Source organism: uncultured Sphingomonas sp. (assembly GCF_913778135.1).
GTDB lineage: Bacteria > Pseudomonadota > Alphaproteobacteria > Sphingomonadales > Sphingomonadaceae > Sphingomonas.
In genome coordinates this window covers 18576-44483 of the sequence record NZ_CAJYVU010000158.1, presented here as the reverse complement: position 1 = coordinate 44483, position 25908 = coordinate 18576, and the positions used below count along the sequence as shown (strand labels likewise).

Genomic DNA, 25908 nt, shown 5'->3' with positions numbered 1-25908 from the left:
TCGGGGCTGGTCGGCGTACCACCATTGACGCGCGTCGCGCTTTGAAAATTGAGCGAGGCGCGCGCGCCCAGCCCGTTGTTGGAGTAACCGGCCTGCCCTTCCAGCTCATGGCGCGATTGCCCGCCCGAGCCGCCGATCGCGTCGCCGTTTAACAGATCGAGCACCGGGCCGCCGTTCGCGATTCTGACGCGGTCGGTGAAATGCCACGTATGGTAGAGCGCGAACTGCACGCGCCCGCCAGCCGCACCCCGGCCTCCCCCGCCGCCGCCGAACCGCCCGCCACCGAAGCCGCGCCCGCCACCACCGCCGCGGAAGCCGCCGCCCGCGCCGCGGTCACCGCCGCCGGGCGTGTCGCCGGTCGTACCGCGCGGCTGCTCGCCGCCGTTCGCGGCCGCCCGCGCGCCGCTGCCGTCGGGCTGTGCGCCATCGCCGCCGGCACGCCGTCGCCCACCGAGTGGCCGCAGCCCCGCGAACGGGTTGGGTCCGGTGCCGGCGCGGAACGCCTCCAGCTCCTTCTGGATCTTCGACTTGAGCTTGAACGAAACGTTGAAGCCGTAGCGAAGCTGCGACTCCTCGCTGCTGGCGAAATTGACCGGCCTTGTGTCGAGGCGGACGAGCGTGCCATCAACGCGGGTGAAGCGGTCACCGAATGCTTTCTCGATCGCCGCGCTGGCGGCGGGGAAGCTCGCGATCGGATCGTCAACCTGCTGCCTGGTATAGTTGGCGACGAAGTTGATGTCGCGGTCGGCCCAGGGCTGGATCGTTGCGCCGAGCTTTGTCACGTGGCGCTCGTCGGCGCGCAGGAACGGGTTGCCGCCCGTCACCGTCGTGACGGTGGCGGTGGTGCCGCGGACGTAATCGAACACGCGCACGCCCGCGGTAGGCACCTGCGGGTTGCCGAGCTGCTGCGCGCTCGGTGCCTCGTCCTCGTTCGTGACTGAATAGATCAGCCGCACGCCGCGGAGCGGCGACCAGTTCGCGCCGTAGCCGAGCGTCCACAAGGTACCGAAGTCCGACAGGTGATCCGCCGCAACGTTGGCGTTCAATGAAAAGTCGCCGATCGCGCTCAGCACGCCGCGCGAACGGCTGGCGATCGGCAGGTCGAGGTTGATCTGCGCGTTGCCGATATCGCGCGAGATGTCGGCGGACTGCGTCTCGCCCAACCTTGTCGAGCGGCTGGTGAAATCGTTGCTCGACGCGCCGATGCGGATGCTGGTGTTCGCATCGCCCGCGGGCAGGCTGAACAACGGTCCGGTGACGAGCGTGTCGAGCGCGAGGTTGGTCGACCGCGACCGTCCGAGGTTGTCAGGCGTACGCACGAGGTCAAACGGACCGAACGGATTCGCGGTCGGATCACGCGTGGTGAGCAGCGATTGAAACGCATCGGTGTCTAGCCCGGTCTGGCTGCGCGTGTCGCTGGCCCTGTAATCGGCGTTGGCGTTGACGGTCCAGCGCCAGCGCCCTTCGTCGCCGTTCGCACTCGCGCCCAGATGCGCGTCGGTGCTCTCGACATGCTGCGCAAGGGGGCCGAGCTCAGGAAAGGCGCGCGACACGCGCGCATCATCGGCGAAGGGCGAGAACGAATTGCCCGCGGGCAGCAGGAAATTGCCCGCCACCAACCCGCGATCGGCGTCGCTCACATCGTGCTGCACGCGCGCGTTGAAGGTTGCGCCGACACGGTCGGACAAGCTGGTCGCGTAAACGCCGTTCGCCTGGAAGCTCTTCGTCGCGGGCAACAGCGTGCGAAAGCGCGCCTGATCGCTCGGGTTGGCAGTCGCGAGGAAATCGCCCGCGGCAACCGCGCCGGTCGCGGCGCCGACGGGTGCGCCGAGGATCGTGCCGTCCGAAAGCGTCACGTTGCCGGCGGAGGATGCGCCGCCGGGCGACTGGATGATGTTCCGCTCCGCCTCGGTGAGCGCGCTAGCCTGATCGTATTGCAGGTGGAGGCTGGTGCGGCCCGTGCGCTGAATGCGCAGCCAGTCTGCCCGCGCACCCGGTTGATTGCGCCCGCCGTCGGTCGCCAGCGTGTCGATCACTTCACCGGTATAGGCGCGGAAACGCGGGCGCAGCACGAAGTTCACGACGCGCTGATCGGCGCGGTAGCCGTATTTGAGCGCGACTTCCTCGGGCAGGATTTCGACGCGCAGGATCGCCTCGGTCGGCAGGTCACGGATCTCGGAGAAGCCGCCGATCCGACGTCCGTTGAGCAGCACTACCGGCGCCCCGCCCGATCCGCGACCCGACTGTGTCTGGGGTGCGAGTTCGGTCAGCAGGTCGGCGACCGAGCTGACACCGTAGCTGCGGATGTCGGCGGGTGACAGCGTCTGTTCGGGCGGGATGTCGCCGATGACGCTGCCGACCGGCTTGCGTCCGGTGACGACGATCTCCTCACCCTCGCCGTCCTCACCCTGTGCCTCGGGCGTGGCAGCCGCAGCCTCGCTCGGCGAGCCGGCGAGCGGGGCGGCGGCGGGGACGGCCGGTCGCTGCGCCGCGGTGGCGACGGGTGCGGCGGTACCCGTCGTAGGCGGTGGGGCGGTTACAGGTGACGCGGGCGGCGTCTGCGCCCAGGCCGGAACCGTGGCGCTACTCGCCAGCAACAGGAACAACCGCACTCTACGCTCTCCACACCCCTAGCGGGCAAGAATGCGGCTAGCGGCAGTTTGTCGCACGATTGTGCCTGCAGACAGGCGTGATCGTCGCGAGGTTGGTCGCGGCGACCCGCCAAATCCCGGACAGCAGCGCACCCGATGTGCGCCACTGCCACGATCGTCAGCCGGCGACCGCCTCGATCTCGATCCGCACCGGCACCGATTTGGCGGCGGGAACGTGGCTTTCCTCGGCGTGGTGTTCGAGTGCGATCAGCGGATTACATTCGGGATAATAGGTTGCGATGCAGCCTTTGGGCACGTCGCGCGCGACGACCATCAATCCTTCGACGCGACGCGAGACATTGTCCTCCGCGTCGCCGATCAGCGTCACTTTCTGCCCTTCGGTCAGGCCACGCTCGGCGATGTCGGCCGGGCTCATCATGACTACCTGTCGCGTGCCGTTGATGCCGCGAAAGCGGTCGGAATAGCCGTAGATCGTGGTGTTGAACTGATCGTTCGATCGCACCGTCAGCATGCGATAGCGCCCATCGGCGTCGGTGAAGCCGGTGGCGTTAAGCACGTCTGGCACGATGAACTCGGCCTTTTTCGACGGCGTGTCCCATTCGCGCCCGGTCGCCTTGTTGCCCTTCCAGAAACCGCCGGGCTCCTTCAATCGCTCGTTGAAGCGTTCGAAGAAGTTGGGGAATGCCTCGGCGATCTGGTCGCGCACCAGCGCATAATCGCCGACCCATTTGTCCCACGGCACGTTGGGATTGGGGGCGAGCGTTTCCTTCGCGATCCCGGCGACGATCGCGGGCTCGGATAGGAGGTGCGGGCTGGCGGGGTCGACCTTGCCGAACGACGGATGGATGACGCTGGTCGAATCCTCCATCGTCACGTGCTGCGGCCCCGTTTCCTGCAGGTCGCGCTCGATCCGGCCGAGGCACGGCAGCAGCCAGGTGTCGCCGTTCGCAGGAATCAGGTGGCTGCGGTTGAGCTTGGTCGCGATCTGCACCGACAGGTCGAGTTGGCGCCAGCCTTCCTCCATCAACCGCGTCTCAGGTGTTGCGCGCACGAAATTGCCGCCCAGCGACACGAAACCGCGCACGCTGCCGTCGATCACCCCGCGGCAAGCCTCGACCGTATCCAGCCCCTTCTCGCGCGGCGGCTCGAACCCATACATCTCCTTGAACTTGTCGAGCGGGGCGAGTTCGGGCTTCTCGGTGATGCCGACGGTGCGCTGCCCCTGCACGTTGGAATGGCCGCGCACCGGCGTCGGTCCCGCGCCGGGCTTGCCGATATTGCCGCGCATCAGCAGCAGGTTGACAAGCATGCGGACGTTATCGACGCCCTTGACGTGCTGCGTCAGCCCCATGCCGTAGATCGCGATCGTCGCGTTCGCACGGCCATACACCTCCGCCGCCATCGACAGCGCATCACGCGTCAGCCCCGATTCGCGCTCGATCTCGTCCCATCCGGTCGCGCGTGCTTTCTCGGCGAACGCGTCGAAGTCGTGCGTGTGCTCGGCGATGAAATCGTGATCGAGCCGGTCGTGCTCGATCAGCCATTTGGCCATGCCGATCATCGCGGCCAGATCGCCGCCGGCGCGCACCTGATGATATTGCGTCGCGATCCGCGTCTCGCCGCCCGTCGCCATCTCGATCGGGTTCTGCGGATCGGTGAAGCGTTCCAGCCCGCGCTCACGCAACGGATTGAACACGATGATTGGCACGCCGCGCTTCCGCGCCGAACGTAGCTGGTGGAGCATGCGCGGGCTGTTGGTGGCGACGTTCTGCCCGAAATGTAGGATGCAGTCAGTGGTGTCGAAATCCTCCAGCCGGGTCGTGCCGACCGGCACGCCAATCGCCGCCTTCAATCCGACCGAAGTCGATTCATGGCACATGTTTGACGAATCCGGCAGATTCTGGTTGCCGTACATCCGCGCCAGCAATTGCCACATGTACGAGGTTTCAAGGCTGGCGCGGCCCGAGGCGTAGAAGACGACCGACTTGGGGGCGAGGCTCTTCAGCTTCGCACCGATCTCCTTGAAGGCCATTTCCCACGGCACGACGATATATTTGTCACTCGCCGCATCGTACTTCATTGGGTGGGTCAGGCGACCGGCTTCCTCCAGCCGGTAGTCACTCCATTCGCGAAGTGCAGTCAGCGTGTTGGTGCGGAAGAACTCGGGGGTGACGCGCTGGCTGGTAATCTCCCACGCAGTCGCCTTGGCGCCGTTCTCGCAGAATTCGGCCGGACTCGGCGGGTGCGGTTTGGCCCAGGCGCAGCTGACGCACTGGAAGCCATCGTGCTTGTTCATCCGCAGCAATTCGGCCGAGGTCTCGACCGGGTTCTTCTCGCGCGGGACAATGTCGGCGAGCGATCGCATCGATCCCCAGCCACCCGACGGACCGGTGTAGGGCGTGAAATCGGGGCGATCTTCGTATTGCTTGGCCATAAGCTATCCAACTCATAAAGGCTCGGAAAGTACCGCGTCCGACGCCATCGGGAACAATATCGCATCTGAGCGCGCGAGGCTGACGAGCGTCAAGCCTGCCGCGCTCGCTCGCGCGAGTGCGAGGTCGGTCGCCGCCGACACGGTGACCAAGGTCGGACAGCCCGACAGCGCGGCCTTCTCGACCAGTTCGTACGAGCAGCGCGACGACAGCAGCGCGAAGCCGCCATCCCAGCCGTGCCGACCACGCGCCATCGCACCGATCAGCTTGTCGAAGGCGTTATGGCGGCCGACATCCTCGCGCGCGAGGCGGATCGTGCCGTCACTAGCACATAGCATCGCCGCGTGCGCGGCACCGGTAGCGGCGTTGAGCGGCTGGTGCGCGCGCATCTGCTCCAGCGCGGCGAATATCGCGGCCGGATCGATCGTACTGGGAGGAACAAGTGGAAGTGCGCGGTGCACTGCCTCCAGATTGTCCATCCCGCACAGCCCGCACGAGCTGTCGCTCGCGCGCGTGCGCACCCGGGCGGCGAGCGCGGCGGCGTTCGCCGGCGGCACCGTCAGACGCGCGATCCAGCCGAGCGGCGCCTCGAACAGGTCGAGGTCGGCGATCTGCGCTGCGTCGGTGACGATCCGCTCCGACAAGGCGAAGCCGGTGACGAAATCCGCCAGGTCGGCCGGCGTCGCCATCATCACGGCATAGCCGAGTCCGTTCACCTCGATCGCGACCGGATGCTCCGGCACGGTCGCGCGCGTGATAGCGCGCAGCGTCCCATCGCTGGCGATGCGCGCGAACGGCTGTTCCTCGCTCAACGTCTCGTGCCCTCTGCTGCCGTGCGATGCGCCAGGAATGCTGGCCGACGAAAGATTACAAACAATGGCTTGCATTGGTACATATCATCGCGGACCCAAATAGCCGCTTATACCTTGCTTGCCGCGTGACCAGGCGTTCTCCATCGCGGAGTCGGAACATGGGTACAACAGACGACATCAGCTTCTGGCGCAACCGCGCCGAACAGGCTGGGCGATGGCCGATCGCGCGATCACGCCCGCAATCCGTCAGATCCATCTCGCGCGTGCCGACCTCTACGCCGCGCACGCGCGCGACAGCGAGCGGCTGATCAATCGACCCTATATTCGATCGGTTTGAAGCTGCCGCCGTTCGACGCGCCCGCCGAGCAGGCAGTCAGGCCGATGACGAGGTCCATCAGCGCGCGAAAGACGATCCGGTCGCCCGCCTTACTGACCGGAGGCAATACCTGCAGCCTGCCCGTGGCACCATCAATGGGCACGTTCATGAAGCAATTGAACGCAATCGGGATCATGTCCTCGGTGACGCCGTAAGGCTCCAGCGCGGCGGCGAGGTTGCCGAAGCAGCCGCGATGCGGCGGCTCGTCGGGGTAGAAATGGTGAAAGGTATCGTAGGAGCACGGCGTCAGCAGGAAGTCGTGCACGCCGACGTCGTCCGCGACGATCTCCAGCATCGGCGTCGAGCGGTTCGAATAGAGCAGATGCCCGGTGGTGAGCCGAATCGTCTCGGCATAGTCGAGTGTGCGCCCGGACGAAATCACCTCGCGGATGTCGTCGCGATTGTAGGCGAGCAGATCGGCGACCTGTACCCCGCGCGGATCGATCACGGTCAGCGTCTGACCGGCATCGAGCGTAAACGCCGTGCCCGAGCGGGGTGAAATCTCGGTCGCGGGCGCGCTCACTGCTCCGCGCTGCCCGAGTAATGAAACGGGCAGCGCCACGCGTCATCGACCACGCGCCCGCTATACTGGCGCGCCTCGCTAGAGGCGCCGTGGCGCGCGAGCATCGGGTTGCGCGATCCCGCCACCGCCTCGTCGCGAACCATGATCTTCTCGCGCATCGTCTCATAGCGGCCTTGCGCGCGCAACGTCTCGAATTGGTCGTGCAGGTTGAACACCATCGTCGGGCGCGCGAAGCGCCGCGCCGGACGCGAGGCATGCGGGTGCAGCCCGACGACGAAGAACGCCTCGCCGCCGAAGCTCAGCGAGAAATGCGGGTCGTCGGGGTCGGCACTGACGCGCGCATCATAATCCTGCCCGCGCCAAACGTCCTTGTCGGACAGCGACTGTATACGCTTCCACAATGCCTGCTCGAACGCGGGCTCGCACAGATCGTCGGGGCCTTCGAACACCACCGCGAAGCTGCGAAACAGGCCCGGATCGTCGCGGTACGCCTCGGCGAAGCGCATTAGCCCGTCGTGGATGCGCAAATCGTCCCATGAGCTGTTGATCCGATTGCAGGCGAGGACGTGCAACGTGCCCTTGGCGAGAGCCGCTTTCGCACCCACGCACGGAAATGCCCGGTCGTCGACATGGGCGTGCATCATCGCTTCGAGTTCGGCCTGCGCCGAATGGCGCCACGGGAACATCGGTGTCTCAGGCATAGGCATGGACGGGCCATACGGGCGACTCGCGCGCGCGGTTCCGACAGAACGTGCTAACATCGATCAACGTAGTCGATTGAAGACGCTTGCCAAAATTTACATTCGGGCGGGTCGCCGGCCACCATTCACGCCCGCTTTGCGCACGCGGCGCTTTGGCGTAAAGCGTGCATGACGGAGCATCCCGAGCGCTCTGAACGGACCATAACGAGAGTGCCCGCGCGCATGGCCACCACGATCGATCACACGCTGGACGACGTCGAGGCGATCCACGAGGCGCCCGTCGCGCACGGGCTGCAGGTGGTCTCGATCGCCAAGTCGTACGACAAGCGTACCGTGCTGACCGACGTGTCGGTGTCGGTCGGACGCGGCGAGGTGATCGGGCTGCTTGGTCCCAACGGCGCGGGGAAGACGACGTGCTTTTACTCGGTGATGGGGCTGGTGAAGCCCGATGCGGGCCGCATCATGCTCGACGGTGACGACATCACCGGGCTGCCGATGTACCGCCGTGCGATCCTGGGGCTTGGCTATTTGCCGCAGGAGACCTCGATCTTTCGCGGGCTGTCGGTCGAGAAGAACATCATGACCGTGCTCGAACTATCCGAGCCCGACGTGAACGCGCGCAGCACCAAGCTGGAGAAACTGCTCGATGAGTTCGGCCTGACGCGGTTGCGCGACGCACCCGCGATGGCGCTGTCGGGTGGCGAGCGTCGCCGCGCGGAGATCGCGCGGGCCCTCGCGGCCGATCCGTCGATCATGCTGCTCGACGAACCGTTCGCGGGCATCGACCCGATCTCGATCGCCGACATCCGCGACTTGGTGAAGGATCTGAAGAGTCGCGACATCGGCGTGCTGATCACCGACCACAATGTGCGCGAGACGCTCGACATCGTCGACCGGGCCTACATCATCTACGATGGTCGCGTGCTGTTCACCGGAAGCCCGGAAGAGCTGGTCGCCGACGCCAACGTTCGCCGGCTCTACCTGGGCGAGGGTTTCACGCTGTAGCGATGACGGCGCGCCTGCACGACACCGGCGACACCCAGGCATGAGCCTCGCGCCACGCCTCGACCTGCGCCAGTCGCAATCGCTGGTGATGACGCCGCAGTTGCAGCAGGCGATCAAGCTGCTGGCGCTGTCCAACCTAGAAATCGAGGGTGTGATCGCAGAGGAGGTCGAGAAGAACCCGCTGCTCGATACCGCGCCCGCCGCCGACGACGCGCCGGTGATCGCCCCCGACGCGCCCGAGCCTGCGCGCGACGAGCCTGCGGGCGCCGACGAACTGGTGATGACGGGCGAAGCCGCGGGCGAGTCGCTCGACGTCGACATTGCGGCGGAGCGGTTCGACGATGCGCCATCTGATGGTGGCGCGTCTCTAGGCCCGGCGGGCGGCAGCGTGTCGGGAGGCGAGATGCCCGACCTCGACGCCTTCGCCGATACGCGCGCGGAAAGCCTCGCCGACCATCTGCTCGCGCAGGCGGGCACCGCATTTGCCGCCGGCGACCTGTTCGTCGCGCAGCACCTGATCGATCACATCGACGAGGCGGGATATCTTCAGGTCCGCCTGCTCGAGGTCGCGCAGCGGCTGGGCGTGCCGCTCGCGCAGGTCGAGGCGGTGCTTGGCGTCATCCAGACGTTCGATCCGACGGGCGTCGGCGCGCGCGATCTGGCGGAATGCCTCGCGATCCAGGCACGCGAGGTCGACCGCTACGATCCGTGCATGGCGCGGCTGCTCGACAATCTCGACCTGCTCGCGCGCGGCGACCTGTCGCGCTTAAAGCGGCTGTGCCACGTCGACGACGAGGACATGGCCGACATGATCCGGGAACTGCGCGGCTATGATCCCAAACCCGGTTGCCGCTTCGGCGGCGAGGTCGCGCCCGCGGTCGTCCCCGATGTCTACGTGACGCGCGGGACGAAGGGCTGGAACGTCGAGATCAACGGCGCGACGCTACCGCGTGTGCTGGTCAACCGCCGCTACCACGCCGAACTCGCCTCGGGCGCGCAGGACAAGGCGTCGAAGGCGTGGCTCGGCGATCAGCTCGCCAGCGCGAACTGGCTGGTCAAGGCGCTCGATCAGCGCCAGCGCACGATCATCCGCGTCGCGACCGAGATCGTGCGCCAGCAGGAAGCGTTCTTCGTCCACGGCGTGTCGCAACTGCGCCCGCTGACGCTCGCGCGGATCGCGGAGGCGATCGACATGCACGAGTCGACCGTCAGCCGCGTGACGTCAAACAAATATCTGTCGTGCGCGCGCGGGCTGTTCGAGCTCAAATATTTCTTCACCTCGGCGATCCAGTCGGCCGATGGCGGCGACGCCGTGTCGGCGGAGGCAGTGAAGAGCGCGATCCGCGCGCTGATCGCGGGCGAGGGCGCGAAAATTCTTTCCGACGACACCTTGGTCGAACTGCTCAACGCCAAGGGCTTCGACATCGCGCGGCGGACCGTGGCAAAATACCGCGAGGCGATGGGGATCGGCAGCTCGGTCCAGCGCCGCCGCGCGCGCGCGCTGGCCGGCTAGCCACAACGATCCACGACTTATCCACAGCCTTGTCGACAGGCCGGGCGCGGATCCGGCCTGCCCCACCGCCTATCCCTTCTTCGCCGCGATGTAGCGGTCGACCTGTTCCTCGAGCACGTCGAGCGGTAGCGCGCCCTGCGCCAGCACCGCCTCGTGGAAGTCGCGGATGTCGAATTTCGGTCCCAGTGCGCGCTCGGCCTTGGTGCGCAGCTCGGTAATCCTGAGCTGGCCGATCTTGTACGCGGTCGCCTGCCCCGGCCAGTTGATGTAGCGATCGACCTCGCGCGCGATATCGGTGTCGCTGACCGAGCTGTTCGCCTTGAAATAGGCGATCGCCTGCGCGCGGGTCCAGCGCTTGGAGTGGATGCCGGTGTCGAGCACCAGCCGGATCGCACGCCACATCTGGAGCGAGAGCATCCCGAACTCCGAATACGGGTCCTTGTATGCGCCCATCTCCTTCGCCAGCCGCTCGGTGTAGAGGCCCCACCCCTCGGCATAGGCGCCGTAGCCGCCGAAGCGACGGAACTTGGGCAGCCCCTCCAGCTCCATCGCGCGCGCGATCTGGAAATGGTGGCCAGGTGCGCCCTCGTGAACCGAGATGCCCGCCATCTGCACCTTCTGCGTCTGGTTCATGTCGACCAGATTGACGTAGACGATGCCCGGGCGTGAGCCGTCGGGCGCGGGCTGGTTGTAGAAGGCGGTGGGCGCGGTCGCCTCGCGCCATTTCTCGACCGCACGCACCTCCAGCTTGGCCTTGGGCAGGCGGCTGAACCACCGCGGCGCCGCCGCCATCATGTCCGCGATCACCGCGCGCGCGTCGGATAGGTACTGCTCGCGACCCGCCTCGGTGTTGGGATATTTGAACTTCGGATCGGTGCGAATGTAGTCGAAGAACTGCGGCAACGTGCCGGTGAAGCCGACCCGGCGCTTGATCGCCTCCATCTCGCGCCCGATCGAGGCAACCTGGTCGAGCCCGATCTGGTGGATCTGGTCCGCGGTCAGGTCGGTCGTCGTCGTCGCGCGCAGCCGCTGCTGATAATAAGCCGCCCCGTCGGGCAGGCTCCACGCACCATTGTCGCCCGTCGCCATCGGCTCGACCGCGTCGAGGGCGGCGAACATCACGTCGTAGCCGCGCTTGAACGGACCGGTCATCGCCGCAATCGCCTCGGCGACGAGCTTGTCCTTCTCGCCCTGCGGAATGGTGAGCGCAGCAACCTTCTTCTTGAAGTCGGCTAGGACGGCGGTGTCCGGCCCGGCGGTGAACGGCGCACCCGTCACCACCTTCGTCGCATCGGCGCGGACGGAAGCGAAGTTGAGCTTAGGCGGCACGATGCCCTTCGCCGCGCGCTCGCGCAGCTCGGCCGCGCTCTCGCGCATCACGCGTTCGGTATCGCGCAGCCGCGCGATGTACGCGCGCGCGTCGTCGGCATTGTCGATGCGGTGATTGTTGATCAGGAACACCGGCACCTCGCCCATCGGACTGCCGTTGGTCGAGATGATGTAGCCGTGATCCCGGAAGCGGAACGCCTCGCGCGCCTGCTCGGCCTGCTGCTCAAACAGGCGATAGCTGAGCCGTGCGCTTGTCCCCAGCCGGGCTGGGCTGAACTGCGCGTGCATCTGTGCCAGCTGGCGCTCACCCAGCTCGCGGCTCTTCACCGCCGCGGCGTCGGTGTAATCGTCGAGCCGGTCGTAGTTGGTCTTCAGTCCAAGGCTCGTCTGCGCCTCCGGGCTGAGCGCGACCTGCTCGTCGAAGGCACGGTCGAGAAATGCGACGAGCCGCGCGTCCTCGGCGGCGGTGCTGCTGGCGGCAGGTGCCGCTGCCGACGGAGCTTGCGTCGCGCCGATGATCGCCGGCGCGGCGACGCCGGCGAGCAGCGCCAGCGACAGGTGACGGATCAACATACCTTCTCCCCTTGTTTCTTTATCAGTTCGGCGGCGTCGTCTGCGCCGCCGATAGGCTGGCGGGCTGCGCGGGCGTGCCGTCGCGCGCGTCGCTGACCGCCTGGTCGTACCATGCCGACAGATCGCGCTTCATTGCGCGCAGGGCCTCGGGATTCAGGTAGGTCATGTGCCCGGCCGGATAATAGGTGAAGCGAAGGTTCGCCTGCTGCGCAGGTTCGAGCATCATGTGGCCGAGGTCGTTCTCGGTCCCGAAGAACGGCGTCGCCATGTCGTACCAGCCATTCATCGACAGCACGTGGAGGTACGGATTGGCACGCATCGCCGCCGCCAGATCGACTGCGGTGTTGGGATTGTTCTGCATCGCGCCGTAGCCGCCGCCGGGCGCGCGGTGCTTCCAGTTCCAGTCCCAGCCGGCCGCGTCGCGCGCCGACAGGCGATACGGCATGTCGGTCTTGTAGCCCAAGGTGTGCGTCACATAATCGTTGAACGTCGCGATGAATGCGCCCGAGATCGCGTCGGACGAGGCGTCGGTCTCCGGCCGCTCGCCCGCGGCGTCGGCGTCGAGCCCGGTGTAGCGCGAGTCGAACCGTCCGATCGTTTGGCGCGTGCCGCGTAGCAGCTCCTTCTGGAAGCGCGGCAGGTCGACGCGCAGGTTGGAGCGGATGATGAACTCCGGGCTGAGTCCTGTCAGCTCGCTCATTCGCCGCGCCACCGCGTCGCGCTCCTGCATCGATATGTTCTGCCCCTTGGCGAGCGCGGACATATAGGGTCCGGTCGCGAAGTCGCGCGCCTGCTGGACTATCGTTGCCACGTCGGCTGGGCGGTTCGGCACGCGATTGTGATACCAGGCGGTCGCGGCGTAGCTCGGCAGATAATTAAGGTACACCTGATCGAGCCCGGGCTGGCGATAGCCGTAGTTCATGATCGACGACAGCAGCACCACGCCATTCAGCGCCATGCCGCGGTCCTGCAACTGGTACGCGAGCGCGCCCGATCGCAGTGTGCCATAGCTTTCGCCGAAGATGAACTTCGGGCTATTCCAGCGGCCGTACTTGGTCGAGTAGCGGATGATCGCCTTGGCGAAGGCGTCGGCGTCCTCGTCGGTGCCGTAGAACGCAGCGGGCTTCATGTCCCCGAGCGGCCGCGAATAGCCAGCCCCGATCGCATCGAGGAACACCATGTCGGTCTTATCGAGCAACGTGTCGGGGTTGGGGCCGAAGTCGTACGGCGCGGGGCGGATCGTCTCGGGATTGCCGGTCTTCAATCGGACGGGTGCGAACGAGCCCATGTGGAGCCAGAAGGTCGGGCTGCCGGGTCCGCCGTTGTAGAAATAGGTGATCGGCCGCTTCGTCCCCGGCTTGACGCCGTCGAGCGTATAGGCAGTGTAGAACATCGACGCGGTCGGCTTTCCCTCGGTATCACGCAGCGTCAGTGTACCCGCGGTGGCGGTATAGCCCAGCCGCTTGCCCGCGACGGAAACATTGCCGCGCGACACCTCTGCGCGCTCGGCAACCGGCGCGGCGGCGTAATCGGCCTCGACCAGGTCGCGCTGGATCTCCGCGTTGGTGCGCCCCGCCTTCTCCTTGGGCGCTGGCTTGTCGGCACCACCTCCGCGATCCTGCGCCATGCCGGCGGCGCCGACGGTCAACAGCAGCAACGAGGCCAATCGGAACACGCGCAAACCCCCTGGAAATCATTGTCTTTGCACGAACCTAGGCCAGCATCCTTCACCTGTTCAAGCGAAAGCACTTGTGCGTCTGCCCCGGCGCGGCAAGGTACGTGCAACAGGGAAAAGGAACACCGATGAACCGTTTGCCCGCGCTTCTCGGCGCCGTCACGATGGCGCTCACGCCGTTCGCTGCCGAGGCACGCACCGTCGTCGTCACCGCCGCGCACATGATCGACGTGCTGGCCGGCCGCCGCGTCGACAATGCGCAGGTGGTGATCACCGACGGGAAGATCACCGCGGTCGGAAGGCGTGGCGACGCCGTGCCTGCAGGTGCGGAACGGATCGACCTGGGAGAGCGCACGCTGCTGCCCGGCCTGATCGACATGCACGTCCACCTGACCAGCGACCCGCGGCTGTCGGGCTATCGTGGGCTTGAGTTCACCGACAATTTCGCGACGGTGGTCGGCGTAGCAAATGCCAAGAAGACGCTCGATGCGGGCTTTACGACCGTGCGCAACGTCGGGTCGGGCAATTACGATGATGTCGCGCTGAAACAGGGGATCGAGGGCGGCTACGTGCCCGGCCCTCGCATCGTTCCCGCGGGCTACGCGCTCGGTGCGACCGGCGGCCACTGCGACGCGACCGAGGCGCTGCCCCCGTCGTTCGCGGCCGTGCCCAACCCAAGCGTCGCCGACACGCCCGATGGTTATCGCAAGCTGGTGCGGACGATGCGCAAATACGGCGCCGAGGTGATCAAGATCTGCGCCACCGGCGGCGTGCTGTCGAAGCGCGATTCACCCGGCGCGCAGCAGATGAGCCTGCCCGAAATGCAGGCGGTGACCGCGGAAGCGCACATGCTCGGCATGCGCGTCGCCGCGCACGCGCACGGCACCGCCGGCATCAACGACGCGCTGCGTGCCGACGTCGACACGATCGAGCACGCCAGCCTCGCCGACGCCGAGTCGTTCAAGCTCGCGCGCGAGCGCGGCGCCTGGTTCAGCATGGACATATACAACGACGACTACATCCTGGCCGAGGGCGCGAAGAACGGCGCGTTTCCCGAGAGCCTGGAAAAGGAACGGCTGATCGGTCGCAAGCAGCGCGAAACGTTCCGCGCGGCGCACGCCGCCGGCGTGAAGATGGTGTTCGGCACCGACGGCGGCGTTTACCCGAACGGCGACAATGCGCGGCAGTTCGCCAAGATGGTCGAATGGGGCATGACCCCGATCGAGGCGATCCAGGCCGCAACGAAGAACGCCGCCGAGGCGCTCAACCGCAGCGACGTCGGCGCGATCGCGCTCGGACGCTACGGCGACCTGATCGCGGTCGACGGCGATCCGCTCGCCGATGTGCGCACGCTGGAGCGCGTCAGCTTCGTGATGAAGGGCGGCGAAGTCGATCGCGATCCTCGCTGATGGACAACAGGGCGTGTGAAGCAACATGGATCAGCCGCAACGCCCTCGCCTTCCACTCCCGCAACACCCATCTTACCCGACATGGACGACCCGAACGCCATTCCCGCCGACCAGCCCGATGCCGAGCGCCCGTCCCAGCTCCAGTGGATTTTGCGCTGCGGGTTGAAGGGACGCTGTCCCCGCTGCGGCGAAGGGCGCCTGTTCTCGTCTTGGTTGAAGATCGCGCCGGCGTGCGATCGCTGCGGACTCGACTATCGCTTCGCCGCTGCCGACGACGGGCCGGCGTTCTTCTCGCTGTGCATCATCGCGCTGCCGCTGACCTTCATCGTGGTGTGGATACAGGTGGCGTATGACCCGCCCGCGTGGGTGCATCTGGTCACCTCGGTGCCGATCATGGTGCTCGGCTGCCTGTTGCCGCTGCGCCCTATCAAGGGGTGTCTGGTTGCGTCGCAATACGTCAACCGTGCGCAGGAGGCGGGTACCGGCGGCTTGTGGGCGAAGCTGGAGGGACGCGAGAGTGATGCGGGCGGCAGTTCGTTCGACTAGCCTCGCGCTCGTAGCCTTACTCGCTGCCTGCAGCCCCGCCGTGCGCGACCGTGGCGTGTCGCCTGATGCTCCCCTCGCCGCCCGCATGAAGGTGGCGGACGCGCGATTGGGCCGCGCGGTGTTCCGCCAGTGTGCCGCCTGCCACACGATCGACGCTGGCACGGGCGACCGCGACGGTCCCAATCTTCACGGCGTCACGCGCGCGCAGGTGGGGCACAACAGCGCGCGGTTCGGCTACACCGCCGCGCTGCAATCCGTTGGCGGCACGTGGAGGTGTGCGCGGCTCGACCGCTGGCTGGCCAACCCCGCCGCCTTCGCGCCGGGCACGTCGATGCGCTTTCCAGGCCTGCGTAACGGGCTCGATCGCGCCGATGTGATCGCCTACCTCTACGCGAACGGCGGCGGCAATCCCGATTGCCGTTGAGCGCTAGTCGTCCTCGTCCTCGAACCCGGCGAGCGCCAGCGCGCGCGCGCGAATCTGGCGCGTCATGCACCAATGAACCAATGCATCCTCGCGCCCATGCGTTACCCACACTTCCTTGGGGCTGATCTCAAGCAGCGTTGTCGTCAGCTCGTCCCAGTCGGCGTGATCGGAGAGGATCAGCGGCAGCTCGACGTTCTTCTGCCGCGCACGCTGGCGCACGCGCATCCACCCGCTCGCCATTGCGGTGATCGGGTCGGGCAGCCGCCGCGACCAGCGATCGTTGAGCGCGCCGGGCGGGCACATGACGACGTGCCCCGCCATCTCGGCCTTCGGCGTGTCGGCGACGGGGCGCAACTCACCCAGCCGCACGCCCTGTTCGACGTAGAGGTCGCACAACCGCTGCAGCGCGCCGTGAAGGTAGATCGGCGCCTCATGCCCGCGTTCGCGCAATTCCGCGATCACGCGCTGCGCCTTGCCGAGGGCATAGGCACCCACCAGCACGCAGCGCGTCGGATTGGCGTGGAGCGCGGCGATCAGCTTGTCGATCTCGTCGCCGGTGTCGGGGTGGCGGAACACCGGCAGTCCGAACGTCGCCTCGGTCACGAACACATCGCATTTGACCGGTTCGAACGGTGTGCATGTCGGATCGCTGCGTCGCTTGTAGTCGCCCGACACCACCACGCGCTCGCCGCGGTAATCGAGCACGATCTGCGCTGACCCCAGCACGTGGCCCGCGGGGACGTAGCCGACTTCGACCTCGCCCATGCGGATCGTCTCGCCGTATTGCACCGGGTTGGCCGATTGCTGTCCGTAGCGCACGTCCATGATCGCCAGCGTCTCGGGCGTTGCCCATACCGCACCGTGCCCACCGCGCGCGTGGTCGGCATGGCCGTGCGTCACCAGCGCGCGCGGTTGCGGCGTCGAAGGGTCGATCCACGCGTCGGCCGGGCGCACGTAGATGCCGTGCGGATGCGGTTCGATCCAGTCGCCGAGGGGTGCGCGCGCCATGTGACGACAACCGGCGGGCAGTCGGGTGCGTTCCGGGATCGAATCAATCGGCGCGCACGTTGATCGGATAACGAGATGGGAGACAGGCGGATGTTCGGTGACAGTCTGATGGCGATCGTCGTCATCCTCGGCTTCGTGGTGTTGGGCGGCGCAATCCTTTTCGCGAAGACGCGCAACAAGCAAACGCCGGAGGAAATCCGTCGCACCGAGGAAGCCACGCGGCGCAATTATCACGAGCAATCGGCCGAGGACCGCGCACGCACGCCGTGACCGCGCTTGTTTGACACGGCCCGCTGCGGTTGAGTGACCGCGTGAACGAACTCATCGATTCATTACCCGCCCCGCTCGCGCGCTGGTTTGACGCACGCGGATGGCAGCCGCGTCGGCATCAGCTCGACATGCTGGTCGAGGCGCAGCGCGGGCGCTCGGCGCTACTGGTCGCGACGACAGGTGCGGGCAAGACGCTCGCCGGTTTTCTCCCGACACTTGCCGAGCTGATCGAACAACCGAGCGACGGGCTGCATACCCTTTACGTCTCACCGCTGAAGGCACTGGCGGTCGACATTCAGCGCAATCTCGTCACGCCGATCGACGAGATGGAGCTCGACATCCGCGTCGAGACGCGCACCGGTGATACGCCGTCCGACCGAAAGGCACGGCAGCGTATCAAGGCGCCGCAGATCCTGCTGACGACGCCCGAGTCGCTCTCGCTGCTGCTGAGTTATCCCGACAGCTTCACGATGTTCGCGAACCTGCGCACTATTGTCGTCGACGAGGTCCACGCCTTCGCCACGGGCAAGCGCGGCGATCTGCTGTCGCTGTGCATGGCGCGGCTGCAGCGGATCGCGCCCGACATGCGCCGCGTCGCCTTGTCCGCCACGGTTGCCGACCCCGACGGCTATCGCGCCTGGCTCGCACCCGACGGCGACATCGACACGGTCAGCCTCGTGCAGGGCGAAGGCGGCGCCGACCCGAACATCGCGATCCTGCTACCCGAGGATCGCGTGCCCTGGGCGGGTCACTCAGGCCGCTACGCCGCCGCGCAGGTAATGGCGGAGATCTCGCGCAACCGCACCAGCATCATCTTCTGCAACACGCGCAGCCTCGCCGAGCTGATCTTCCAGGATCTGTGGAAGTCGAACACGGACCAGCTGCCGATCGGCATCCATCACGGTAGTCTGGAAAAGGAAGCCCGCCGCAAGGTCGAGGCGGCGATGGCATCGGGGCGGCTGCGCGCGCTCGTCGCGACTTCGAGCCTCGATCTCGGGGTCGATTGGGGCGACGTCGATTGCGTGATCCAGATGGGTGCGCCCAAGGGATCGTCGCGCTTGCTGCAACGGATCGGGCGGTCGAACCACCGGCTCGATGAATCATCGCGCGCGCTGGTCGTGCCGGGCAATCGCTTCGAATATCTCGAAGCACGCGCCGCGCTCGATGCGGTCGAGGCGGGAGAGCTCGATCCAGACGTCTTCCGCATGGGCGCGCTCGACGTGCTTGCGCAGCATTTGGTGGCGTGCGCCTGCGCTGCACCATTCGCGCAAGATGCGATGCTTGAGGAGGTTCGATCCGCGCTGCCCTATTCGGCGCTCTCCGACGAGCTGTTCGATCGCGTCCTCGGCTTCATTCGCGACGGCGGCTACAGCTTGCGTGCATACGACCGCTTCAAGCGGCTGGCGCAGGACGCGAACGGCGAGTGGCGCGTCAGCCACCCGCGCTTCGTCGCGCAGCACCGCCTCAACGCCGGGATCATTGTCGAGGCGACGATGCTCAAGGTCCGCTTTCGCAACGGCCGCGCGCTCGGCAAGGTCGAGGAAGGATTCGCCTCGACGCTCTCCCACGGCGACACCTTCTTCTTCGCCGGATTGAGCCTCGAGGTCGAGAAGATCGACACCGAGGACCTGATCGTCCGCGCGACCAGTCGGCCTGCGCGCATCCCGACCTATGGCGGCAGCCGGATGCCACTGTCGACCAATCTCGCCGACCGCGTCCGCGGCTTTCTGGCAACCCCGTCAGAGTGGCACCGCTTCCCGCCCGACGTGCGCGAGTGGCTGGAGATACAGGAACGCCGTTCGACGTTGCCGCGCCCCGACCAGTTGCTGGTTGAGACGTTCATGCGCGAGGGACGCCACTACATGGTCGCGTACAGTTTCGAGGGCTGGAATGCGCACCAGTCGCTCGGCATGCTCGTCACCAAGCGGATGGAGACAATGGGATTGAAGCCGCTCGGCTTCGTCGCCAACGATTATGCGCTGGCATGTTTCGGGCTGGAAAAGATCACCGATCCCGCCGCGCTCTTTTCCGCCGATATTTTGGAAGACGAGTTCGTCGACTGGGTCGAGCGCTCGCACCTGCTCAAGCGCGCGTTTCGTGAGGTGGCGGTGATCGGCGGGCTGGTCGAGCGGCAGCATCCGGGCAAGCGCAAGACAGGCAAGCAGGTCACCTTCTCGACCGATCTGATCTACGATGTGCTGCGCCAGTACGAACCCGGCCACGTATTGCTGCAAGCCGCCTGGAACGACGCACGCGCGCGGATGACCGATGTTGGGCGGCTCGCCAGCCTGCTAGAGCGCGCCGCCGACACGATGGTGCACGTCGATCTGCCGCGCGTCTCCCCGCTCGCGGTGCCGGTGCTGGTGCTGATCGGGCGCGAGCGTGTCGCGACCAACAGCGCCGACGACGCATTGCTGATCGAGGCTGAGGCGCTGGCGCATGAAGCGATGGCGATCGAGTAACGCGCGCGTGGAGCTGCGCCGCGACCGGCGTAGCATCGCGACATGGAGAGGTTGGCTGCCCTGCTGCTCGGCGCGATCGCACGTCCCGTGTACGCGAAGGTGCCCGACCCCGCCCCAACGAACCTGCCAATGATCTCAACTTCGCCGAGATTGATCGCCGCATGACCGGCGTGTGCGGCTGACCGCGATGACCGGCACCAGCATTGTCGATACCGCTATCATCCCTTCGTTGTCGGTCAGCACGCTGGGTGGAGAGCAGATCGAGACACCCTTGCTCGACGGTGTCGATCTCAGCGCGCCGGGGCTGCTCGGCATCGACACGTTGCACTGCCACCGGATTGTGATCGACTTCGATGAAGCGCGAATGAGCGTCGCGGCGCATTGAAGGACGTTGCGCGCGCGCTTTCGCTGCAACGCTGGGGTCAGGCGAGCTGGAGGGGAATGATGATGCGTGGGCTGCTCAATACGTTGCTGGCGTCGGCGGGCCTCGTGCTCGGTGCGATTCCCGTCACCGCGCAGACCCGCGCCGACGAGAGGCCGTTCTTCGACCTCTACAAGGAGCTGGTCGAGACCAACACCGTCGTGGGTACCGGCAGCTGCACCAAGGCATCGGCACAGATCGCGACGCGGTTGAAGGCGGCGGGCTACACCGACCGAGACACCACATTGTTCTCGGTACCCGATCACCCCAATGACGGCGGCATCGTTGCCGTGCTGAAAGGCAGCGACGCTGCGGCCAAGCCGATCCTGCTGATGGGGCACCTTGACGTGGTGGAGGCGAAACGCGCCGACTGGCAGCGCGATCCATTTACGCTCGTCGAGGAGAACGGCTTCTACTACGGACGCGGCACCGTCGACGACAAGGCGCAGGCGGCAATCTGGGCCGACGCGATGATCCGCTTTCGGCAGCAGGGCTACAAGCCCAAACGCACGATCAAGCTCGCGCTGACCTGCGGCGAGGAGACGACCTACGCGTTCAACGGTGCGCAGTGGCTGGCGAAGAACCGCCCCGAGCTGATCGCGGCCGAGTTCGCGCTGAATGAAGGCGGCGGCGGTCGGCTCGACGCGGAAGGCAAACGCCAGCTGCTCGCGGTGCAGGTCGGCGAGAAGGCGGCGCAGAATTATACCTTTCTCGTTACTAATCCGGGCGGCCACAGCTCCGCGCCCCCACCGGACAATGCCATCTACCAGCTCGCCGACGCGTTGAAGGCAGTGCAGGGCTATGAGTTTCCCGTGAAGTTCACCGACACGACGCGCGCCTTCTTCGCCGCGACCGCCAAGCGGATGGGTGGCGAGACCGGCACGGCGATCACGCGGTTGCTTGCCGATCCGAACGACAAGACCGCCGACGCGATCGTCAGCCGTGACAAGACGCTTCACTCCACGCTGCGCACCACCTGCGTCGCCACGCTGCTGAGTGCCGGCCACGCCGAGAACGCGCTGCCGCAGCGCGCGACCGCCAACATCAACTGCCGCATCTTTCCAGGCGAGAGCGTCGACGGCACGCTGGCCACCTTGAAGACGCTCGCCGGTCCGAAGGTGACGGTCACCGTCAACCAGCCGATCCGCCCGACCGCAATCCCGCCGACGCTTGATCCGAAAGTGATCGAGCCGATGCGTCGCGTCGCCGCCAAGCACTTCCCCGGCGTGCCGCTGCTGCCGCTGATGTCGACCGGTGCGACCGACGGCATCTTCTACGAGGCGATCGGCATTCCGGTGTACGGTGCACCGGGTACCTTCCTGGAGCCCGACAACAACGGCACGCACGGGCTGAACGAGCGCATCCGCGTGTCGTCGCTCTACGCCTCGCGGGATTATCTGTTTGACCTCGTAAAGGCTTATGCGGGCTGAACTTTCCCGCGTAGCCGCTTGATCGGATCAGGCTTCGGCGCGTAAGGAGCGGCGCATGGTTCCCCTTTCGTTCGGCGGACACGACTGGCGCGCGCTGGCGCAGGGGGCATTGTACTGGCCTGCGCGTCGTGCGCTGCTCGTCGCCGATCTGCATCTGGAGAAAGCGAGCTGGTTCGCGCGCGCGGGGCAGATGCTGCCGCCGTACGATTCGATCCGCACGCTCGCCGACCTGACCGCGCTCGTTACCGCGACGGCAGCGGAGGAAGTCTGGTGTCTTGGCGACAGCTTCCATGACATCGAGGGCTGCGACCGACTGCCCCCACAGGCGCGCGAGATGCTGACGGCGTTAACCGGCAGTACGCGCTGGACCTGGATCACCGGCAATCACGACCGCGTGCTGGTCGACCGCTGCGGCGGCGCGGTGTGCAACGAGGCCGAAATCGACGGCATCATCCTGCGTCACGAGGCGCGCGCCGACGAGGCACGACCCGAATTGTCCGGCCACTTCCACCCCAAGCTGCGCGTTCGCGTGCGTGGTAAGCTCGTCGCACGGCGCTGCTTTGTCGCGACCGAGCGCAAGTTGATCTTCCCCGCCTTCGGTTCGCTGACCGGCGGGCTCGACGCCACCCACCCGGAAATCGTCCGCGCGACCGGCAGGCGGGCCGAGGCGCTGGTCGCGCTCGACGATCGTCTGCTGCGTTTTCCGCTCGCGGCCTAGGCGGGCATTCCCATCAGCAGCCGCGGCAGTTGCCCGCTCTCGCCGCGCGCTTCAGCCATGAAGCGATCCTTCAATGGCGTGATCGCGTCGACCGCGTTGATCCCGAAACGCCGCACCGCGCTCGCCGTCTTGCCGGGAATGCCGAACAGCCGGGTCAACGTGTCGGTCGCGAACGACACCGCGAAGGTGTCAACGCTGCGCCACTGCTCATAGCGCGCGAGCAGCTGCGCGTCGCCCGCCTCCAGCCCGAGCCGCCGTCCCTCGACCAAGACCTCGACCAGCGCGGCGACGTCGCGGAAGCCTAGGTTCAGCCCCTGCCCCGCGATTGGATGGATGCCGTGACCCGCGTCGCCGACCAGCGCCAGCCGCGTGTCGGTGACCCTGGCAGTGTGATGAAATCCGAGCGGGTAGGACGCGCGCGGGCCCGGCGCCGACAGCGCGCCCAGGAATCCGCCCATCCTCTTCTCCGCCTCGGCGAGGAAGCCGCGATCACCGAGCTTGAGCATGCCCGGCGCGTGATCCTTGGCCACCGTCCACACAATCGCCGAGCGGTGCCCGACCTCATCGTCCGGCAGCGGCAGCAGTGCAAAGGGACCCGAGGGATAGAAGATCTCGAACGCGATGTTTTCGTGCGAACGCTCGTGATGGAACGCGCCGATGATCGCGGCATGATCGTACTGCCACCGCGCGACCTTGATCCCGCTCGCTTCGCGTGTGGGCGAGTTGCGCCCCTCCGCCGCCACGAGCAGGTCCGCGGTGACGGTGCTGCCATCGGACAAGGTCGCGGTGACGCCGTCCAGATCGCGCTCGATTGCGGTCGCGCGTGTCCGCATCCTCAGGTCGACACCGTCCGCTGCCGACGCCACCTCGAACAGGGTCGTGCGCAGCAGTCGGTTCTCGTACATCGTGCCGAGCGGCTCGTCCTGTTCGCCAGGAATGAAGTCTAGCTTGCCCGGCGCCAGCCCGTCGCTGACGCGAATGTGACGGATCGCGCAGCCCTGACCGCGCAATTTCTCGCCGACACCGATCACATCGAGGAGTCGGTGGCTGGCACTCGCCACCGCAGACGCGCGCCCGTCGAACCCGGCGGACAGGATCACGTTCGGATCGGCGGGATCGACGACGATCGTGCTCAGGCCCGCCTGAGCCAGTGCAATCGCGAGCGTGCTGCCGACCAGACCACCACCCAGGATCAATACGTCTGCGTGCGCGGAAGCGTTGTTCATGCGCCACGCTTTACGCCTCATCGCTGCGCCTGCCAACGCCGCCGACTTGACGAAAACTCAAGGGAAGCGGATGGTTTACGTGTTTCAATACATCGCTGGGGATTGATGATGGCGACCCGTGCAACCGCACCTTTGTGGCGCGAGACGGTGAAGGCGGGTGCGCTGCGCAGCTGGTCGCTCGCGGTCGCGATCGCGCTGTTCGTGGCGACCGCCGCGATGGCGCTGGCGCTGGCTAGCTACCATCCGGGCGACAGCTCGCTCAACACCGCGGGTGGCGGGGTCGACAATCTGCTGGGTCCGCTCGGCGCATGGTTCGCCGACATCGCATTGATGCTGTTCGGCCCGGCGGGCGCGCTGCTGCTGCCGGTCGGGCCGATCGTCGCAACCCGATTGTGGCGCGACGAGCCCGCGGGTGCGTGGGGACGAATGCTGCGTACCGCACTGATCGGCGTCGTGCTGATGGCGGTCGCGCTCGGTTGCGTTGCGCCGGGTGCCGTGCCTGCGCTGCCGTTCGGCTGGGGCGGCGCGATCGGGCTCGCGGTCGTTGCCGCCGCGCGCTGGGCACTGGCATTCGCCAATAACGCGGCGATCAGCTGGTGGGCGCTGGTTGCGCTCGGGTTGGTGACCGGGCTTGCCGGCGTGGTCGTATGGGGCCGCAGCCTCGAAATCGACTTCGGTCGGCTGACACGCCGCCGCGTGCGGGCGCGCCGCGACGACGATTACTTCTACGACGACGAGGACGAGGAACAGCTCAAGGAAAGCCAGGCGCTTTCCTCCCCTCCCGCGCGGCGCGAGGCACGCGTCGAAACACCGGTTGATAGCGGTGATCGCCCCGCCCCCGTTATCGGCGAGCGCAAGGTTGCGCCGACTGCTGCCAAGCCGAAGGCGGCATCGGCCCCGACTGGCGAAGCACGCGGCGACTACGTCCTGCCGACGCTCGACATGCTCAACCCCGCGCCGGTCTCGACTTCCGGTCCGGTCGACAAGGCAGCGCTGGAGCGTAACGCGCGATTGCTCGAAACCGTGCTCGACGACTTCAACGTCAAGGGCGACATTGTCGAGGTTCGACCAGGCCCAGTCGTCACGATGTACGAACTCGAACCCGCACCCGGTATAAAGGCGAGCCGTGTGATTCAGCTCGCCGACGATATTGCGCGCAACATGTCGGCAATCTCGGCGCGCGTTGCGGTAATTCCGGGACGCAACGTGATCGGCATCGAACTGCCCAATCAAAAGCGCGAATCGGTGTCGCTGCACGAACTGGTCGGATCGCAGACGTTCGACGACCTGACCGCGCAATTGCCCGTGATCCTGGGCAAGAACATCGCGGGCGATCCCGTCATCGCCGATCTGGCGCCGATGCCGCACCTGCTCGTCGCCGGTACCACCGGGTCGGGCAAGTCGGTGGGGCTGAACTGCATGATCCTGTCGCTGCTCTACCGGCTGACGCCCGAGCAGTGCCGCATGATCATGATCGATCCCAAGATGCTCGAACTCAGCATGTACGACGACATCCCGCACCTGCTCTCGCCCGTGGTCACCGACCCTTCCAAGGCGGTGCGCGCGCTCAAATGGGCGGTGGAGACGATGGAGGATCGATACCGCCAGATGTCGTCGGTCGGCGTGCGCAGCCTCGCGAGCTTCAACGAGAAGGTACGCGCGGCCAAGGCCAAGGGCTCGCCACTCGGTCGCCGTGTCCAGACCGGCTGGGACGAGCACGGACGTCCGGTGCACGAGGAAGAGCAGCTCGACTATGACGTGCTGCCGCAGATCGTCGTCGTGGTCGATGAGCTCGCCGACCTGATGATGACCGCGGGCAAGGAGGTCGAGTTCCTGATCCAGCGGCTGGCGCAGAAGGCGCGCGCGGCGGGAATTCACCTCATCATGGCGACGCAGCGCCCCTCGGTCGACGTCATCACCGGCGTGATCAAGGCCAATCTGCCGACGCGCATTTCCTTCCACGTCACCTCCAAGATCGACTCGCGCACCATCCTTGGCGAACAAGGCGCCGAACAGCTGCTCGGCAAGGGCGACATGCTCTATATGCCCGGCGGGAAGGGCATCGTCCGTGTGCACGGGCCGTTCGTCAGCGACGACGAGGTGCAGGCGGTCACCGACCATTGGCGCGCGCAGGGTGCGCCCGATTACATCAACTCCGTTACCGAGGAGCCCGAGCAGAGCTTCGCGCTCGACGGCGCGCCGACCGGCGAGGATTCGGCGGAGGACCAGCAATACCGTGCCGCCGTGGCGCTGGTGTGTTCAAGCCAGAAGGCGTCGACCTCGTGGATCCAGCGTCAGCTCCGCATCGGCTATAATTCCGCCGCACGCCTGATCGAGCGGATGGAGAAGGACGGCGTCGTCAGCCGTCCCGATCACGTCGGCCGGCGCGAGGTATTGCGCGATACCGACGGTCAGCCGGTGTAATCGTTGGGCGGGGTACGGC

At 66.6% G+C, this 25908-nt stretch carries 21 protein-coding genes; 12 read left to right on the top strand and 9 right to left on the bottom strand.

Going from position 1 to position 25908, the window contains the following annotated elements:
- The 3 genes from QZ847_RS14500 to fdhD all read right to left on the bottom strand — a co-directional run.
- Positions 1-2612 (bottom strand): Plug domain-containing protein (locus tag QZ847_RS14500; RefSeq protein ID WP_294357681.1); only part of this gene is annotated, 2612 nt, incomplete at its 3' end.
- A 157-nt stretch (positions 2613-2769) separates the two neighbouring features.
- Positions 2770-5046 carry an FdhF/YdeP family oxidoreductase gene (locus QZ847_RS14495; protein ID WP_294357679.1) on the bottom strand — a complete coding sequence of 759 codons (2277 nt, stop codon included), beginning with the start codon at positions 5044-5046 and terminating at the stop codon, positions 2770-2772.
- A gap of 12 nt (positions 5047-5058) precedes the next feature.
- The gene (gene fdhD, locus QZ847_RS14490; RefSeq protein WP_294357675.1) at positions 5059-5856 is read right to left on the bottom strand and encodes a formate dehydrogenase accessory sulfurtransferase FdhD; all 798 of its coding nucleotides are present in this window, start codon (positions 5854-5856) and stop codon (positions 5059-5061) included.
- Positions 5857-6070: 214 nt separating this feature from the next.
- Here fdhD and QZ847_RS14485 point away from each other — a divergent pair, with 214 nt between their 5' ends.
- Positions 6071-6193: a hypothetical protein gene (locus QZ847_RS14485; RefSeq protein WP_294357672.1), complete on the top strand. Its 123-nt coding sequence runs from the start codon at positions 6071-6073 to the stop codon at positions 6191-6193.
- Here the strand turns inward: QZ847_RS14485 and QZ847_RS14480 are convergent.
- Positions 6165-6755 carry an urea carboxylase-associated family protein gene (locus tag QZ847_RS14480; RefSeq protein ID WP_294357670.1) on the bottom strand — a complete coding sequence of 197 codons (591 nt, stop codon included), beginning with the start codon at positions 6753-6755 and terminating at the stop codon, positions 6165-6167. The two genes, QZ847_RS14485 and QZ847_RS14480, sit on opposite strands and share 29 nt — an antisense overlap.
- Complete coding sequence (gene gntA / locus QZ847_RS14475) at positions 6752-7462, bottom strand: guanitoxin biosynthesis heme-dependent pre-guanitoxin N-hydroxylase GntA (RefSeq protein ID WP_294357667.1); 711 nt, start codon at positions 7460-7462, stop codon at positions 6752-6754. Before gntA ends, QZ847_RS14480 begins: the two co-directional genes overlap by 4 nt.
- Positions 7463-7678: 216 nt before the next feature.
- Between gntA and lptB the strand changes: the two genes are divergently transcribed.
- Positions 7679-8461 (top strand): LPS export ABC transporter ATP-binding protein, encoded by a 783-nt coding sequence (lptB, locus tag QZ847_RS14470; RefSeq protein ID WP_294190113.1) that lies wholly within the window; start codon positions 7679-7681, stop codon positions 8459-8461.
- 40 nt (positions 8462-8501) lie between these two features.
- Positions 8502-9974 (top strand): RNA polymerase factor sigma-54, encoded by a 1473-nt coding sequence (gene rpoN / locus QZ847_RS14465; protein WP_294357665.1) that lies wholly within the window; start codon positions 8502-8504, stop codon positions 9972-9974.
- 69 nt (positions 9975-10043) lie between these two features.
- On the opposite strand, the gene QZ847_RS14460 is transcribed toward rpoN, so the two are convergent.
- Together QZ847_RS14460 and QZ847_RS14455 are read right to left on the bottom strand one after the other, a co-directional pair.
- Positions 10044-11876, bottom strand: coding sequence for a DUF885 family protein (locus QZ847_RS14460; protein ID WP_294357662.1), 1833 nt, complete (start codon positions 11874-11876; stop codon positions 10044-10046).
- A 22-nt stretch (positions 11877-11898) separates the two neighbouring features.
- Positions 11899-13503: a peptidase S10 gene (locus QZ847_RS14455; RefSeq protein WP_294357696.1), complete on the bottom strand. Its 1605-nt coding sequence runs from the start codon at positions 13501-13503 to the stop codon at positions 11899-11901.
- A 176-nt stretch (positions 13504-13679) separates the two neighbouring features.
- Here QZ847_RS14455 and QZ847_RS14450 point away from each other — a divergent pair, with 176 nt between their 5' ends.
- The 3 genes from QZ847_RS14450 to QZ847_RS14440 all read left to right on the top strand — a co-directional run bounded on the left by QZ847_RS14450 (position 13680) and on the right by QZ847_RS14440 (position 15930).
- Complete coding sequence (locus tag QZ847_RS14450; protein WP_294357660.1) at positions 13680-14960, top strand: amidohydrolase family protein; 1281 nt, start codon at positions 13680-13682, stop codon at positions 14958-14960.
- Between the two features lie 81 nt (positions 14961-15041).
- Positions 15042-15506, top strand: a complete 465-nt coding sequence (locus tag QZ847_RS14445) for a DUF983 domain-containing protein (protein ID WP_294357659.1) — start codon at positions 15042-15044, stop codon at positions 15504-15506.
- Positions 15507-15546: 40 nt separating this feature from the next.
- Positions 15547-15930, top strand: coding sequence for a c-type cytochrome (locus QZ847_RS14440; protein ID WP_294190108.1), 384 nt, complete (start codon positions 15547-15549; stop codon positions 15928-15930).
- A gap of 3 nt (positions 15931-15933) precedes the next feature.
- On the opposite strand, the gene QZ847_RS14435 is transcribed toward QZ847_RS14440, so the two are convergent.
- Entirely contained in the window at positions 15934-16938 is a 1005-nt protein-coding gene (locus tag QZ847_RS14435) for a ligase-associated DNA damage response exonuclease (RefSeq protein ID WP_294357657.1), read from the bottom strand.
- A gap of 90 nt (positions 16939-17028) precedes the next feature.
- Between QZ847_RS14435 and QZ847_RS14430 the strand changes: the two genes are divergently transcribed.
- From QZ847_RS14430 to pdeM, 5 genes are all read left to right on the top strand, one after another.
- On the top strand, positions 17029-17208 hold the full coding sequence (locus QZ847_RS14430) for a hypothetical protein (protein ID WP_093006553.1): 180 nt from the start codon (positions 17029-17031) through the stop codon (positions 17206-17208).
- Positions 17209-17261: 53 nt separating this feature from the next.
- Entirely contained in the window at positions 17262-19670 is a 2409-nt protein-coding gene (locus tag QZ847_RS14425) for a ligase-associated DNA damage response DEXH box helicase (protein WP_294357693.1), read from the top strand.
- A 187-nt stretch (positions 19671-19857) separates the two neighbouring features.
- Entirely contained in the window at positions 19858-20055 is a 198-nt protein-coding gene (locus tag QZ847_RS14420) for a hypothetical protein (RefSeq protein ID WP_294357654.1), read from the top strand.
- Between the two features lie 62 nt (positions 20056-20117).
- Positions 20118-21521, top strand: coding sequence for a M20/M25/M40 family metallo-hydrolase (locus QZ847_RS14415; RefSeq protein WP_294357651.1), 1404 nt, complete (start codon positions 20118-20120; stop codon positions 21519-21521).
- Between the two features lie 55 nt (positions 21522-21576).
- Positions 21577-22239 (top strand): ligase-associated DNA damage response endonuclease PdeM, encoded by a 663-nt coding sequence (gene pdeM / locus QZ847_RS14410; RefSeq protein ID WP_294357648.1) that lies wholly within the window; start codon positions 21577-21579, stop codon positions 22237-22239.
- On the opposite strand, the gene QZ847_RS14405 is transcribed toward pdeM, so the two are convergent.
- A complete protein-coding gene (locus QZ847_RS14405) occupies positions 22236-23465 on the bottom strand; it encodes a UbiH/UbiF/VisC/COQ6 family ubiquinone biosynthesis hydroxylase (RefSeq protein WP_294357645.1) in 1230 nt (409 codons plus the stop codon). The genes pdeM and QZ847_RS14405 overlap by 4 nt on opposite strands.
- A 108-nt stretch (positions 23466-23573) precedes the next feature.
- On the opposite strand from QZ847_RS14405, the gene QZ847_RS14400 reads away from it, so the two are divergent.
- Positions 23574-25889 (top strand): DNA translocase FtsK 4TM domain-containing protein, encoded by a 2316-nt coding sequence (locus QZ847_RS14400; protein ID WP_294357642.1) that lies wholly within the window; start codon positions 23574-23576, stop codon positions 25887-25889.
- Positions 25890-25908: the final 19 nt, after the last annotated feature.

Coding starts and splice junctions, on each gene's coding strand:
- QZ847_RS14495 (WP_294357679.1), bottom strand. CDS start 5,046: ATGGCCAAGCAATACGAAGATCGCCCCGATTTCACGCCCTACACCGGT.
- QZ847_RS14485 (WP_294357672.1), top strand. CDS start 6,071: ATGGCCGATCGCGCGATCACGCCCGCAATCCGTCAGATCCATCTCGCG.
- gntA (WP_294357667.1), bottom strand. CDS start 7,462: ATGCCTATGCCTGAGACACCGATGTTCCCGTGGCGCCATTCGGCGCAG.
- lptB (WP_294190113.1), top strand. CDS start 7,679: ATGGCCACCACGATCGATCACACGCTGGACGACGTCGAGGCGATCCAC.
- rpoN (WP_294357665.1), top strand. CDS start 8,502: ATGAGCCTCGCGCCACGCCTCGACCTGCGCCAGTCGCAATCGCTGGTG.
- QZ847_RS14460 (WP_294357662.1), bottom strand. CDS start 11,876: ATGTTGATCCGTCACCTGTCGCTGGCGCTGCTCGCCGGCGTCGCCGCG.
- QZ847_RS14455 (WP_294357696.1), bottom strand. CDS start 13,503: ATGGCGCAGGATCGCGGAGGTGGTGCCGACAAGCCAGCGCCCAAGGAG.
- QZ847_RS14450 (WP_294357660.1), top strand. CDS start 13,680: ATGAACCGTTTGCCCGCGCTTCTCGGCGCCGTCACGATGGCGCTCACG.
- QZ847_RS14445 (WP_294357659.1), top strand. CDS start 15,042: ATGGACGACCCGAACGCCATTCCCGCCGACCAGCCCGATGCCGAGCGC.
- QZ847_RS14435 (WP_294357657.1), bottom strand. CDS start 16,938: ATGGCGCGCGCACCCCTCGGCGACTGGATCGAACCGCATCCGCACGGC.
- QZ847_RS14430 (WP_093006553.1), top strand. CDS start 17,029: ATGTTCGGTGACAGTCTGATGGCGATCGTCGTCATCCTCGGCTTCGTG.
- QZ847_RS14420 (WP_294357654.1), top strand. CDS start 19,858: ATGACCGGCACCAGCATTGTCGATACCGCTATCATCCCTTCGTTGTCG.
- QZ847_RS14415 (WP_294357651.1), top strand. CDS start 20,118: ATGCGTGGGCTGCTCAATACGTTGCTGGCGTCGGCGGGCCTCGTGCTC.
- pdeM (WP_294357648.1), top strand. CDS start 21,577: ATGGTTCCCCTTTCGTTCGGCGGACACGACTGGCGCGCGCTGGCGCAG.
- QZ847_RS14405 (WP_294357645.1), bottom strand. CDS start 23,465: ATGAACAACGCTTCCGCGCACGCAGACGTATTGATCCTGGGTGGTGGT.
- QZ847_RS14400 (WP_294357642.1), top strand. CDS start 23,574: ATGGCGACCCGTGCAACCGCACCTTTGTGGCGCGAGACGGTGAAGGCG.